At 58.5% G+C, this 14,137-nt stretch carries 10 protein-coding genes; 6 read left to right on the forward strand and 4 right to left on the reverse strand.

The window, feature by feature from the left end; translation table 11 throughout:
* Nucleotides 1-19: 19 nt before the first annotated feature.
* The 4 genes from KQX66_RS33790 to KQX66_RS33805 all read right to left on the reverse strand — a co-directional run bounded on the left by KQX66_RS33790 (nucleotide 20) and on the right by KQX66_RS33805 (nucleotide 6,472).
* The gene (locus tag KQX66_RS33790) at nucleotides 20-232 is read right to left on the reverse strand and encodes a KTSC domain-containing protein (protein ID WP_216797954.1); all 213 of its coding nucleotides are present in this window, start codon (nucleotides 230-232) and stop codon (nucleotides 20-22) included.
* 353 nt (nucleotides 233-585) lie between these two features.
* The gene (locus KQX66_RS33795) at nucleotides 586-2,982 is read right to left on the reverse strand and encodes a sugar phosphate nucleotidyltransferase (RefSeq protein ID WP_216797955.1); all 2,397 of its coding nucleotides are present in this window, start codon (nucleotides 2,980-2,982) and stop codon (nucleotides 586-588) included.
* Nucleotides 2,983-3,040: 58 nt separating this feature from the next.
* Nucleotides 3,041-5,950, reverse strand: coding sequence for a 1,4-alpha-glucan branching protein domain-containing protein (locus tag KQX66_RS33800; RefSeq protein ID WP_216797956.1), 2,910 nt, complete (start codon nucleotides 5,948-5,950; stop codon nucleotides 3,041-3,043).
* 12 nt (nucleotides 5,951-5,962) lie between these two features.
* A complete protein-coding gene (locus KQX66_RS33805; RefSeq protein WP_216797957.1) occupies nucleotides 5,963-6,472 on the reverse strand; it encodes a DUF4912 domain-containing protein in 510 nt (169 codons plus the stop codon).
* A 474-nt stretch (nucleotides 6,473-6,946) separates the two neighbouring features.
* Here KQX66_RS33805 and KQX66_RS33810 point away from each other — a divergent pair, with 474 nt between their 5' ends.
* From KQX66_RS33810 to KQX66_RS33835, 6 genes are all read left to right on the forward strand, one after another.
* Nucleotides 6,947-7,375 (forward strand): hypothetical protein, encoded by a 429-nt coding sequence (locus tag KQX66_RS33810; RefSeq protein WP_216797958.1) that lies wholly within the window; start codon nucleotides 6,947-6,949, stop codon nucleotides 7,373-7,375.
* A 308-nt stretch (nucleotides 7,376-7,683) separates the two neighbouring features.
* A complete protein-coding gene (sigI, locus tag KQX66_RS33815) occupies nucleotides 7,684-8,493 on the forward strand; it encodes an RNA polymerase sigma factor SigI (protein ID WP_010499579.1) in 810 nt (269 codons plus the stop codon).
* Complete coding sequence (locus KQX66_RS33820; protein WP_216797959.1) at nucleotides 8,486-10,036, forward strand: anti-sigma factor domain-containing protein; 1,551 nt, start codon at nucleotides 8,486-8,488, stop codon at nucleotides 10,034-10,036. The genes sigI and KQX66_RS33820 overlap by 8 nt, the downstream gene beginning before the upstream one ends.
* Nucleotides 10,037-10,232: 196 nt before the next feature.
* Entirely contained in the window at nucleotides 10,233-12,404 is a 2,172-nt protein-coding gene (locus KQX66_RS33825; RefSeq protein WP_216797960.1) for an S-layer homology domain-containing protein, read from the forward strand.
* A gap of 207 nt (nucleotides 12,405-12,611) precedes the next feature.
* A complete protein-coding gene (locus KQX66_RS33830; protein ID WP_216797961.1) occupies nucleotides 12,612-13,628 on the forward strand; it encodes an aldo/keto reductase in 1,017 nt (338 codons plus the stop codon).
* Between the two features lie 72 nt (nucleotides 13,629-13,700).
* A partial coding sequence (locus KQX66_RS33835) for a M17 family peptidase N-terminal domain-containing protein (RefSeq protein ID WP_308647311.1) occupies nucleotides 13,701-14,137 on the forward strand: 437 nt, incomplete at its 3' end.

Genomic DNA, 14,137 nt, shown 5'->3' on the forward strand with positions numbered 1-14,137 from the left:
GAGGCAAAGCCCGGCTGCCTCAGGCTTGCGGGGGGCACCAGGCTTTGTCGGATGTCATTTGCATGAGCAAATCGTATGGATTGGGTGACTGGAGCAGCCGCTGGTAATGCTCGGGCAGGATGTCGCAGCACGTGTGGGTATGACCCGTATGGTATTGAATGTGCATCTGGGAAGCTTGGTCGTCATACCGGACAAAAGCAATCTGCTTCGAGCCGATCGGAATGAGCTTCATACGATCATCCTTTCCTTTGGAAGGTCTGGCGAAGCCGGACTGAGCTTGTTGAGAAAATAGGCTTTAACAAAAATAGAGATGCAAACGTAGGTGGGGTATCCACTGGAGAAGCGAAAGCGTCCGCCTTTGTCTTCGGGAAATGTCCGCTGATAAGCGGCTTCCAATAAAAATTTCCCGAGGACCCGGGGTCCCCGCAAAGTATTCGGACTAAGCTTCCCTGATTCAACTTCACTTTGTGGGGTGGAGCAGCGGTCGGAAGTGGATAACCCACCCCCTCGTAAACTCTATTGTCCCATCTTTCGCTCAGTCCGGTGAAGCCGGACTCATCATTGGGCATTACCTTATGGTTATGCTCACTGCATCAGGTTTAGAATTTGCTCGCGGTATTCGTGAACGAGCGACAGCGCGTGATCGTCGTGAAGCCCTTGGGCGACGACGCTAAAAGCCGGATCGTCCGAATCGGGAAGCAGCAGCACCCAGCCGCCGTCGTGGTGCACTTTGATGCCGTCGATGAGCTCCACCGGCCGTCCCTTTGTTTCCTGCAGCATCCGGCGCATGATTTCGCCTTTGCGGTCCCAGGGGCAGTCGATCCGCTCACGCCGGACGTAAACGCTCGGCAGGAGCCGCAGCAGCTCGTCAAGCGGCAGGCCGCTGCGGTGCATATTGCGCACGATGAGCCCGGTTGCGAACAGGCCGTCAAACAGCGGGTGCAGCGCAAGGTCTGCGGAAACCTCCATGATGCTGCGAATCTGCTGCTTCGTGCGCACGACCCGGGCGCCGAGTCCTTCCGCCAAGCTTTCGAGCAGGTGCGGCGCGCTCACGGGGGCACCGATGACGGCGGATTTGAAGCTGTGAAAAAACGACACGTACTGCAGCAGCATCAGTTGGTCGCCGGTCACCGTCTCGCCCCCGGACGTGACGAGCGACATGCCGCGGGCGTCGTCGTCGAGCCATAGGCCCAGATCGGCCGACAGCGCGCGGACATGGTCGGCCAGCCGCCCGCGCTGCGCTTCGGCGGGCAAATGCACGGCCTCGCAGCCGAGCGCATCGAGCAGCGGCCGCAGCAGCGCGAAGACAGCCGGACGTGTGCAGACGACGGCGCGCAGCGGCTGGGCGCTTTCGCCTTCCATCGCCGTTAAGGCGAGCAGAGCCCCGAGATACGACGCCGTCATCGTCTCGTCCGTCCGATAGCTTCCGGGCGATTCCGCCGGGGCCCGGCCGTAATCCTCCTGACGGAAGCCGTTCTCGACCTTGCGCTCCGCCGCTTTGTCGATCGGCAGGCCCTGCCCGTCGTAGCATTCGAGGCAGCCGAGCCCGTCGGCGCCGAGCTGCACGTGGATGCCTCCGGCGCTTTGCAGCTCACGGACGGCGAAACGGGCGACCGGCGGCAGCACGTCGCCGAGATCGACCACGTCGACGCCGACCGATTGCAGACCGGCGGCTACGGTGCGCTTGATCAGCCGGGCGAATTCATGGGGCGCGGAGCTGACGGCAAGCCGCTTGCCGGCAGCCAGAGCGGAGCCGTAGGCCGTGGCGAAGCGGGCAGCGAATTCCGGCGTCAGATCGAGATTGGGCGTACCGGTGACGCCGAAGGCGCTGTATAGCGGCCTGCCCAGGTGCTCGCCCCAAATGAACGAGGAGGTCAGTCGCGTATTTTCGCGAATCTGCTTCTTCGGCCATATCTTCACATGCGACTCGACAACGGCTTTCGGTCCGATCACGCAGTGGCTTCCGACGACGCTCCCGTCGGCGAAGCGCGCGCTTTCCTTGCAGAAGATCCGGCTTCCCAGCGTCGAGCCGAGCAGTTCGTTACGTTCGGCGATATGGTTGTGATCCCATAGAATCGTCCGGCCCAGCACGCTGCCTGCGGACAGCACGTTGCCCTGTCCGACGATGCTGTACTCGCCGATCTCCACGCCGTCCCCGATCCGGCAGCCGTCGCCGATAAACGCCGGCCCGATCCATTTGACGTCCGGAGCGGCGGTGACGTTCTCGCCAACGTAAATGCCGGGCCGCAGCTCGGTGCCGCGGATGCGCACGTTCGCCTTGCGGTCGAGCATGTCGAACTGCGTCTGCCGATATTGCTCCAGCGTGCCGATATCCGACCAGTAGCCGTCCGCGACATAGCCGTACAGCGGCTTTCCGTCGGAGAGAAGGCCCGGGAACAGCTGCTGGCTGAAATCGTACGCGATGCCCGGCTCGAAGCGATCCAGCACTTCGGGTTCGAGAATATAGATGCCCGTATTGACCGTGTCGCTAAACACCTCGCTCCAGCTCGGCTTTTCGAGGAAGCGGACGATGCGCCCGCCGTCGTCGGTCATTACGACACCGTATTCGAGCGGATGCTTGGCCCGGGTGAGCACAAGCGTGGCGAGCGAACGCTTCTCTTGATGAAACCGGATCGCCTGGGTCAGGTCAAAATCGGTTAGCGCATCGCCGCTGATGACGACGAACGGCTCGTCCAGAAACGGGGCGGCGTGCTTGACGCTGCCGGCGGTGCCGAGCGGCACCGTTTCTTCGAAATAATGCAGGCGGACGCCGTGCCGGCTTCCGTCCCCGAAATAATCGCGTATAACGTCCGGCAAATATTGGATCGTGACGGCAATGTCCGTAATTCCGTGCGCCTCCAGCAGCTCGATGATGTACTCCATGCAGGGGCGGCCGGCAAGCGGAACCATCGGCTTCGGGAGATGGCAGGTTAACGGGCGAAGCCTCGTCCCTTTGCCTCCGGCCATAATGACGGCTTTCATACACATCCCTCCTTGCGGCGAACTGTCGTGCTGCGAATCTCCGGAGGGCAAGCCTCTGTCACGAGCCGACGCCGGATGCCGGAGGCTTGCGCGAGCGAATCCGCTCCTGGTACTGCTCCGCTACGGCGCCTGCAATGCGTTCCAGAGCATAGTGCCGCTCCAGCTTGAGCCGCGCCCGCTCCGCCATGCTTCGCCCGAGCTCCGGCTGCCGCAGCAGGTCGCCGACATGCCAGGCGAGCGACTCGACATGGCCGGGCAGCGCTTTGTACCCGTCGACGCCGTGCTCAACCAGCTCGGCGAGTCCGCCGGTATCGGACAAGACGACGGGGCATCCGTGCTTCATCGCCTCCAGAGCGACGATGCCGAACGGCTCGTACAGGCTCGGGATGACGCACACGTCGGCCGCACGGTACAGCGCCGCCTTCGTCCCGTCGTCAATGAACCCGGTGAAGCGCACGCGGTCGCCCAGGTGGGCGGCCTGCCGTTTCAGCTCGTCCTCCATCGGCCCGGAGCCGCCGATGAACAGCACCGTGTCCGGCGCGCCCGACAGAATGCTTGGCATCGCGTGGAGCAGCGTCTGCACGCCCTTCTCGAAGACGAGCCTGCCGACAAAAACAAGCACGCGCTGTCCTTGAACACCGAACCAGCGCTTGGCGTCTTCCTGCGAATCGGCCGGACCTTCGACCGGCTTCTCCAGCTGTACGCCGTTCGGGAAGACGAGCATTTTGTCATCCGCTTGCCGGAACAAGTCCTGCACTTCCCGTTTCATCGCATGGCTGCAGACGAAGACGCGTTCCGAATCGTAGGTGAGCCGCCATTCGAGCCGATGAATCCGGTTCGACAAGTCGGTACTCAGCCGTCCGTGATTCCGCCCCCATTCGGTGGCATGAATCGTGCAGACGAGCGGAAGGCCGTAGCTCATCTTCAGCTCGCGCGCCGCATGGTACACCATCCAATCGTGGGCATGCAGCAGGTCGATGCGGCCGCCGTTTTCTTTATAGCGGACAAGATGATCCGTGAAGGCGAGATTCATCTCGAAGGTCCAATCGTAAAAGTCCGTATCCCCGGAATGCAGCACCGGAACGCGGTGCACGTACACGCCGCCGCGCTTCTCGAAATACGGCGAGCCGTCATGCGCGCTCGTTACCACATGAACGATCGCGCCCTGGGCGGCCAGCGCCTCGGACAAATCGGCCACGGCGCGGGAGAGCCCGCCGACCGTTTTGGGCGGGTACTCCCAGGCGAGCATGAACACGTTCGGGCTATGCTTCGTTTCCTGCAGGATTTGCCGGAAATGCTCCGCATCCGGCAGCAGCGGAACCGGCGACGCCCGGTGAATGGAAACGTAATCCCGGTAGTCGATCCCGGGAAAGCAGTTGTCTTTCGCTTCCAGCTCCGCGACGAACGATTCGTTGACCACCTCTGCCTCGATTTGTTCGCACAGCGTCCGGAAGCAGCCGAGGTGGTCCTTCGTCCGGCGGCAGGCGTAATCGACGACCGTCTGCGAATCCATAATGAACGCCCAGTCGCTGCTTTGCGCCAGCATCAGCTCGCGGGCCGCCTGGTTCAGCGCGCGCTTCAGGAGTCTCTTGCCTTCCTCCAAATGCTCGTGCTTCGTGGCAAGCCGGATCATCCGCAGCTCCGCTTCGTGCAGGTGGCGGTAAATCCAGTCGTTATTCCCCTGCAGCCATACCTCCGCCGAAGCCCCGCGCCCCCAACTGGATTCGTTCACTTTGCCCGTATCGGCGACCGGGTACTCTCGCAAATACTCCGAAGGCGTCACCATCCGCAGCTCGAACGGATCGTAAAACAGCTTGCGGCACAGCATCTCGATCCACAGCGGCCCTTCGTACCACCAATGGCCGAACAGCTCGGCGTCGTAGGGCGAGACAATGATCGGCTTACGGTCCAAATGATGGTGCCAATGCTCCGCCTGCTTTTGCCGGTTGAACAGAAAATTCCCCGCATGCTCGGCGGCCTTGCTCCTTGCCCATTCCGGGTTGTACGGCTCGCGGTGTCCGTCTTTGCCGGTGATCCGGTAATATTTGATGCCCGTATTGACCCGTTCGTGCGTCGGCAATACGTACGGACGAATATGTTCCCACTCCGCCAAATCGTGCCAGCCGAGGTCCCAGCCGATATCCCGGTAATATTCCCGGTAGTCGTAGTCGCCCGGATATCCGTCCTCGGCGCTCCACACCTGCTGCGACGATTCGGGATCGCGCGGAAACGCCGTGACGCCATAGGGCGTCATGAGCGGGGCGTACAGCTCGCGGTTCGGACGCGGCGTGGCATAGGCGACCGCCGTCGAGTCGGCAAAAAAATAATCGATGCCGCACGATTTCAGCACCCGGTCCACCCCGGGGGTGAAGCCGCATTCGGGTAGCCAAATGCCGCGCGGCGAGCGGCCGAAATGCCGTTCGTAATCGCGGACGGCCGTAACAATCTGGGCGCGGATCGCCTCTTCGGTCCGCATCAGCGGCAAAAAGCCATGGGTCGCGGCGCAGGTGACGATTTCGAGCATGCCGAGATCCTGGTAATGCTTGAAGCGGGTCACGATGTCGCGTCCGCAAGCCTCGTAAAGCCGGCTCAGCTCCCGGAACCGCTTGGCGTACATGCGGGCCAGCGGCTCGAAGCGCTCGTCGCCCCGAAGCCGGACGATTTCCTGATCGGCCAGCCGGATCAGCTTGGCCAGATGGATCGCGTAGCGCTCCTGCATCAACGGGTCCGTGCACAGCGCCAGCAGCGTGGGCGTCATCGAGAAGGTGAGCCTGAAATCGACGCCTTCCGCCGCCAACCGGTCGAACAGGCCGACGAAGGGAAGGTACGTTTCCGTCATCGCCTCGTAAAACCAGCGCTCCTCCATATAGTCGTCGCGGTCGTAATGCCGGATATAGGGCAAATGGGCGTGAAGAACCAAAGCCAGGTAGCCCTTCGGGTCCGGCTTCGGCTGGCCTCGGTTGAGCATAAAGGAAGAACCTCATTTCATCCAGCTGTGGTAAGCGCTGAAATTCTCAAAATCGTACGGTTGTATACGCGCGGGAGTTTTGCCGGGCTCCCGTGCCTCCGGTACGGTCGGCTGCAGCGGAGCTCCCCACGGAGCGGCGCTGTCCCGCGGCGTCCGGACGGCGCCGGACCGCAGCAGCGGAACGAACTGCCGCCGGATCGTATAGACGCCGAAATCGACGGTCCATACGGTATCGGCCGAAAGCCCATGAATGTACCAACGGTCGGCCTCCGGCGTCGTCTCGATATCGAAATGACGGTGCGCGTTGTTCCCGTTAAAATATACACCGGTGACGTCGTATACCCGCAGCACCTTCGGCAGCACGCCCCAGTCGCACTCAAAATGCTGCGAGCACAGCCAGCGCTTGCGGTTGCCGACTTCCCAATAAACGAACAGCGTATGGGCATCCCGGACCATCGGATGCAGCAGATCCTTCTCATAGCGATCCGGCAGCTCGAAGCCGGACGTCGGAATAGACCGCACGGCAAAGTCCTCCTTGGAAACGAACTTTATCTTTAACAGAATTTGCAAATCACAGCCAATTTATGCACGCGGGAAGCGGGGGGACGACCTGCCGTTTCCAAGAAGGAAACATTTAACTAGGCATCCGCGGGGCGAAAAAAGAGGATTTTTGGCGCTCTTGGTCGAATAGCTTAGGGATAACGGCAGGGGTCTTTTTTTTGTTGATAAGTATGGATAAGCTTTTTGCAGCCTGCAGCTGCGCATGAACGATTGACAATTCGCTAACGTCACTATAAAGCAAGGAGACCATGCGGCTTGGGACGCGCAAACATCGAGAAACCTTTTACAGGAAAATAACGTCAATATAGTTGGAATCGTCCCGGGAGACCTCTTGAGCCGATTCGATTAACGGTTTTTCCTGTGCGAAACGTTTTTCGATCTAGTTTGCAGTCATAGCCGTCATAGATTCGTAGTGGAAACAGGGGGACGAGGACGATGAGTTTTTGCTGCGGCGCCAGCATGTTGGGGACCAAAGGGACGCTAAGACATATCCGGACGCAAATTCATAACGTGCCGTTATTGTTCTGCCCGGTATGCCATCGTGTGGAAGTGCATCATCTGGTGGAAAACGAGTACGAGATCCTTGCCGAATATGCGCATGGAGACGGCGCGCCGGAAGTGGACTTCCAAGAGTATGTCGAGCATCGGGACGTTCAGGAGATGTTCGAGAACTGCGTGAATCACGAGAACGAAGAGCCGCTTGAGGTCGTTCGAAGCCAGATCGACATGGCGCTTGACCTGTTGATGGTGGCCAAAGAGATCGGCGACGCCGAATGGGAGCAGCAGCTCAAAAAAAGGCTGAACGTGCTCAGCCAGCGCCGTCACAAGCTGAAGAATAAAAAGACCATGCGTGGCCTGTCTTAAAAGAACCAACCTTTTGCAAAAACGTCCCTTCTACGCCAAGCTTCTTTGCAGGCAAAGACAGCGCCGGCAGCGGCGCCGTATGCCCATGTAAGTGCGACGCTGCGGCCGCATGGCGATGCGGTCCGGCGCCCCGGGCAAGCCTGCCGCGGCTGCGGCATGGATAGGGACGTTTTTTGCGGCTGGCCCGGTTGGAAAACCCGTCCTGACACGCAAAAAAATTCCTTAAGAAATATAGGCGTCCAGCCTTCAAAATGACCCCCGTAATCGTATAAGCAACAGCGAAATTTTTAAGCAGAGAGGTGGAACGATTGCTGCTGGTTTTATTTAAGAAATTTCTCGGAAAACGCCAGGCACACCACTCGGATTCCGCGGATGCGCAAACGCCGGAACAAATCGTAATTTTGATTCAAGAAGGTGATCTACGCCTCCGCAATCAATTCATCACGGATTATCAACCTTATGTTGCGAAGGTAACGAGCAGATTTTGCAAAAGATATGTGGACCCGGCCCGGGACGATGAGTTCAGCATCGCACTCGGCGCCTTCAATGAAGCGATCAATCAGTTTTCGCCGCAGGCCGGAAGATCGTTTCTCGGCTTCTCCGAGCAGGTCATCCGCCGGCGGCTCATCGACTATGTCCGCAAGGAGCAGCGCTTCTCGCAGCAAATCCCGTACAGCACGTTCGAGGTGGAGGACGAGGAGGACAACATCGTCAATCCGGTCGAAATCCATCAGGCTGTCGAACAGTACGAGAAGCAGAAGGGAATGGAGGAACGGCGCAGCGAGATTATCGATCTGAACCGCTGTCTGTCCGAATTCGGTATCCGCTTCGGAGATTTGGTCGATGCTTCCCCTAAGCACGACGACTCGCGTCAGGCGCTCTTCGGTATTGCCAAGACGCTCTCGAAGGACGGCGAGCTGATGCGGATCATGTTATCCAAGCGGATGCTTCCGATTAAGGAGCTGCTGGCTCAAGTGAAGGTTTCGCGCAAGACGCTGGAACGAAACCGCAAATTTATTATTGCTGTTGCTCTGATATATCAAGGACCTTATCCGTATCTCAGAGATTATTTACATATCAGAGAGGATCATGAAAAAGGGGAAGATGTCCGTGAATAAAGGGGTCGTGATGGAAATCACGGAAAAAAGCATCGTTGTGATGCGTCCGGACGGCAAGTTCGAGCGGGTGCCCCGCAAGAAGCGGACTTGCGAAATCGGCGAAGAAATCGTCTATGCCGATAGCGGCATCAATTGGAGAAGTCCTTCCGTCGCCGGCCGTTCGGCGATTGCGGCAGCCGTCGTTTTTGGTCTGGTGTTGTTTGCCAGCTTCAATGGGAAGCTGGGCAGTCCCGAGGTGGTAGCCTACGTCTCGATGGACATTAACCCGAGCATCGAGATGGGCATCGACGCCAAAGAGAACGTGCTCGAGCTGCGGGGGCTTAACGACGATGGAGCGGTGCTGGCGCAAGCGGTCGACTACAAGGGGAAAACGCTGGAGGCCGTCACCTCGAAGCTGTTGGACAAGGCCGAGCAGGGCCCGCTTGCCAAGCAAGAGACGGAGATCGTCATTGCCAGCACCGTCGTCGAGCCTAAGAGCCAGGTGAGCGATGCGGGCATTGCCGAGAAGCTGCGCAAGCAGGTGACCAAGCACATCCAAGAGGCGCACCCGACCAAAGCGGAAGCTTACCAGGTCGCCGCGTTCGCCGCGCCGCAGGAGGTGCGGGAGGCCGCCTCCCAGAACGGTGTATCCATGGGCAAATACACCGTATATTTGAATGCCAAAAGCAACGGAGAGAGTGTAACTCTCGACGAATTGAAGCGAGAATCGGTTCTGCAGATCTCCAAGCAGAAGCCGGAAGTGGCCAAGCTCATTCAACCGGATAAGCTTCCGACGAAAGCGGACATCAAGAAGATGGTGGAGGAAGAGAAGAACGGAGAGCTGGACAAGAAGCTGGAGGAGCATCAGAAAGACCGCAAGCAAGACAACGGCAAGAACGGAAAAAATGGAAAGAACGATTCGAAAAACGACTCGAAAAACGACCCCAAGAACAACAACTCCAAGAACGACTCGAGAAACGATTCGAAGAACGATCCGAAAAAGCCCGGAAGCACGACCGGGAACGGTGGAAAAGACAAAAACAAAGACGACGATAAAAACGACGACAAGAACGGCAATAAGCGGGGCAGCGATAAAGACGACAAATCCGCAGATCAAGGAAAGACGACGCCGGTCAATACAAGGCCGGGCAGTACGCCTCCTGCGGGCACGAAGCCGGGAACGACAAATCCCGGCACGTCGCGTCCCGGTGAGAAGAACGACGACAAGAAGGATGGCGACCGGAAAAAAGAGGACGATCGACAAAAGAACGACCGTTCCGGTTCGAATTCGAAGGACCGGGAGGACGACCGGAAGAAGGAAGAGTCCACCAAATCGAACGATGAGCGCCGGCGCGAAGATGCAGACCGGCGCGTTGACGAATCTAAAAGGAAAGAGCAAGACCAACAGAAGGAACAGGATAAAAAGAAGGAATCCGACAGCAAGAAATCGGACGACGGCAGCAATAAAAAGCCGGCCGGAGATTCGAAGAAGAAAGACGATAACAAGCCGGACGATCCCCGCAAGAAAGAGGATCATCCGGGGGATGACCGGAAGAAGGATTAATATTTAGATGCCAGTATATTGCTCTGTCCAAAAACCGTTACCGAAGCGGACTTGCCGCCCGGGAAACGGTTTTTTGGGGTTTATTTCACATAAATAAAACCAAACGGCCCACCGATAAAATGTAAGAGTGGCGCTTGGCAATAAGGGGGGGGGCGCACCTAAGAGTTTAATCACAGTAGCCAAGGAAGGTGTACAGATGCTAAGGAAAGCAATCACAGCAGTATCTATCGCAAGTCTCATGTTTGGCTCCTCACTTTCCAGTATCGCGGCGGCGGACAATCAAGTCCCGGCTTTTGACGATCTGAAAGATCACTGGTCGAAGAGCGAAGTGGAGTATCTCGTCCAGAAAGGGATCGTCGACGGGATCATACAGAACGGACAGCCTGTAATCCTGCCGGACCAAAGCATTACAAGAGCGGAGTACATCAAGCTGCTTGTCTCCGCACGGCAGGTGAAGCTGGCCGAACCGGCTCAGAGCTCGTTTCAAGACATCGCTTCCTCCCATTGGGCGCTGAAGTATATCGAAGCGGCCAAAGCGAACGGATGGACCGACGGGTATGAGGACGGGACGTTTAAGCCCGATAACAAAGTAAGCCGAGCGGAAATCGCTGCCCTGATGGTCCGCAGCTACAATCTAAGAATGCAGGAAGGCAATCCAGTCGCATTCGAGGATACGGCAGGCCACTGGGCGAACAATTACGTAAACATCGCCGCTTCGAACAAAATCGTCGAAGGCGATACGGTGAACGGCAAGCATTATTTTTATCCGGGAAAAGCGGCAACCCGTGCCGAAGGGATGGCAATGCTGACCCGGTACTTGAAAACAACGGAAACCGGCGCCAAAGATCCGAAGAAAGAGACGCCGACTCCTGCGCCGTCAACGACCCCGGCTGCGGGTACATCCGGCACGGTCAGCGGAGGAAGTTCCAGCTCCGGCTCCGATTCGAGCTCGGATTCCGGCACGCAGAGGGTCACGCTGGATAAAGAGGCGATCCAAAATACGCTTGGCGGCGGCAACCCGGTGGAAGGGACCGACGATTTGAACAACAGGATCGCTTTGGTCGGTCTGGACCTGAGCTCTTTTGGCGGAAGCCTGAGCGACATTTCGGTCAAACTGGAGAAGCCGAATACGGTGTTCAGCCAACTGTCCGTTCCCGGCTTGACGGGGCCCGTGGTCGAGTTCTCCACCAACGGGAAGTCGTTCGCGTCCGGCACGCTGACGTTCGATGTGGCTGCGCTGTCCAATAAACAGAATTTGGCGGCGGCGTATTATAACGAAACGAAGAAGCGGTTCGAATTTTTGCCTACCGCGTACAATGCGGATCAAGGAACGCTGAGCTTTACGACGACGCACAACAGCAAATACGTGCTGATCGATAAGACGTCCTGGGAGCAAACGTTCCGGGCGCATCTCTCAACTGTCGTCGACGGTACCTACAAGCCGTATATCGATTTTGCCTTCATCATCGACAGCTCCGGCAGCATGAACAGCACGGACCCTAAAAATTTGCGCAAAACGGCGGTTACGAGCCTGGTTTACGGCTTGAAGCACGATCCGGAGAGTCTGCTGAAGACGGAAACGGTGACGGTGACCAAGTCGGTATACGAGGAGGGGAAAGGGGTTCACTTCGAATACCCGACCGTAACGAATCAGGTCTATTCCTTGAGCGACCGGGCGGCGATTATCGATTTTGACACCGGAGTGCGGACGTACGCGACATTCTCGGCCCACAGTCAGACCGTAGCCGACGCGGTGTACCATATCGACAGCAACGGCGGAACGAATATTTTCGCAGGGGTTCGCGAAGCGGTGAAGCTGTTCGATACGTATGGAGACAACGGACAGCGGAAAATCGCCCTGCTGCTGACCGACGGACAAAACAACTTTGCGACGACCCAGGACGATCTGAACATGCTGAAAGAGGCGTTCGAAAAAGGCATCACGATCATCACGATGGGACTGAGCCGAGATGCGGATCTCAGCCTGCTGAAGCAAATTGCCGAGTATACCGGCGGAATGTACTTCCAGGTGCAGACGGCCGACGATCTTGAGGCGTACTTCAAGTCGGCGCTGGGGAACAGCTATCACGAAGATAAAGATCAGGACGGCTTGGACGACTTCTACGAGAAGACGGCCGGGATGATGCTGGAGAACGGCATGATCATCCGGACGAGCACCGACCCGCTCACCGGCAAGGATACGGACGGGGACGGCTTCACCGATCTGGAAGAAATGGGCCAGCCGGAGGACATGGTCATTACGGCCGATATGTTGCCGGAAGGCAGCACGCTGGTAGGCAAAACGGTGAAGGTGTTCAAAAACTTCAAAAGCTTGCCGACCGACAAAAACGACGTGCCGAAACCATAAGTGCGCATTGGGAGTCTGAGATACAAAAAAGCGGGTTTGCCTTTCGGGGCGGCCCGTTTTTTGCCGTTTCAGGACTGAGAAGAGAGGCCGTCAAGCCTGGAAGTCTGCGAGGCGAGGCGTGTTCCGCAGACTGTTATTTTGGCGCCGGTTGCTCTATAATTAATTAAGGGAGAACATGTAATTTTTCCATGAGGGAGAGACTTGGACATGCGTTACACGACGTTTGGAAGCACGGGATACCGCGTCTCTTCGCTCGGCTTCGGGGCGATGAACTTGCCCAATGTACCGCTCGAACAGGCCCGGGCGGCGCTGAATTACGCGCTCGACGAAGGGATCAACTACATCGATACGGCCGCAGCCTACCGCAACAGCGAAGAAATTATCGGCGAATGCATTTCGCACCGCCGTTCGGAATATTTTTTGGCGACGAAGACGGGGAAACGGGATTACAAGTCGGCCATGGAAGAAATGGAACGCAGCCTGGACCGGATGAAAACGGACGTCATCGATCTGCTGCAGATTCATTATGTCAACACAGTTCAAGAGTTTAAAGCGGCAATGGAGGAAAACGGCGCATATCAGGCGGCGCTTGAGATGAAGCGCAAGGGGCATGTCCGGTTCATCGGCCTGACCGGGCACCGGCCGGAGCTGCTGGCCAAATGGATCGGCAAAGGGCAATTCGATCAGGTGCTGTTTCACCTGAACTTGGCGCAGCCGTTCGCTTTGGACGAGCTGATTCCGGAGGCGACCCGGCAGCAGATGGGAAAGACGGCGATGAAACCGCTCTCGGGCGGCTTTATCCAGCCGGTGTCCCAAGCAATTCGCTATCCCTACAGCCAGGATGTGCATGTGACGATCTCGGGCATGATCAGCGTGGACGAGGTGAAGGAAAATATCGCCGCGATGCGGGAAGAAGTCGGAGACGACGAACGGCGCGAGCTGGAGGCGCTGGCGGTGGAGCTCGGAGCGCATAACTGCCGCCGGTGCAATTACTGCTCCTGTCCGATCGGCGTGACGATTCCCGACATCATGATTTCAAGCCAGGTGCGCCGGACGTTCGGCCTGCTGCCGAAGGGCGACGGGTTTTACCAGAGGCAAAAGGACAAAATATTGTCCTGTGCCGACTACGAGCCCTGTAAGGAGCAGCCGCTTTGCCAGCAGCAGTGTCCGTACCATTTGCCGATGCGGCAGGTTGTGATGGAGGCCGCCGGGTATTTCGGCTGAATTTTTCGGCTAGGGCGAAGGAAGAACTTTGCGGGGATCAGCGCCCGCTCAAATCGATAAGGAGTGACGAGAGTGGAGACGTTGGATCGTTATATTACGCAGGAGTTGAAGCTGCGCATCGCATTGGTGAATGAGGAGCGCTTTGGCGGGACTGGAGCTGGCGGAAGCGAAGCGTCGGCGGGAGCGGAGGGAGACGCGGCGGAGGCCGTCGCGCTCGCGGTGTTCGTCACGCCGGAGGCGCTGGCGGCGGACGCGTGGACGGCGGCGGCCGGCACGGAGGTGCCGGAGCCGCTCGTCCAGGCGGTCCGCTCGCTCGCCGCGCGCGGGCGGTTCAAGGGCCGCCTTGGGGACACCGAGGCGCTGCCCGTGCTCGGCCTGATGCCGCGCTATCAGGCCCTGCTGCTCTGCGGCCTGGGCGACGCCGCCCGCGCCGAAGACACCGACGCCTGGCGCAGCGCAGGCGTCTACGCGGCCCGCGCCGCGCACGAGCACGGGCTCGGGGCTGGCCC

Origin of the sequence: Paenibacillus oleatilyticus, from assembly GCF_018998565.1 — a bacterium.
GTDB lineage: Bacteria > Bacillota > Bacilli > Paenibacillales > NBRC-103111 > Paenibacillus_G > Paenibacillus_G oleatilyticus.

Excerpts from the sequence above, each read along its gene's own strand:
- KQX66_RS33790 (WP_216797954.1), bottom strand. The coding sequence starts at position 232 with ATGAAGCTCATTCCGATCGGCTCGAAGCAGATTGCTTTTGTCCGGTAT.
- KQX66_RS33795 (WP_216797955.1), bottom strand. The coding sequence starts at position 2,982 with ATGAAAGCCGTCATTATGGCCGGAGGCAAAGGGACGAGGCTTCGCCCG.
- KQX66_RS33800 (WP_216797956.1), bottom strand. The coding sequence starts at position 5,950 with ATGCTCAACCGAGGCCAGCCGAAGCCGGACCCGAAGGGCTACCTGGCT.
- KQX66_RS33810 (WP_216797958.1), top strand. The coding sequence starts at position 6,947 with ATGAGTTTTTGCTGCGGCGCCAGCATGTTGGGGACCAAAGGGACGCTA.
- KQX66_RS33825 (WP_216797960.1), top strand. The coding sequence starts at position 10,233 with ATGCTAAGGAAAGCAATCACAGCAGTATCTATCGCAAGTCTCATGTTT.
- KQX66_RS33830 (WP_216797961.1), top strand. The coding sequence starts at position 12,612 with ATGCGTTACACGACGTTTGGAAGCACGGGATACCGCGTCTCTTCGCTC.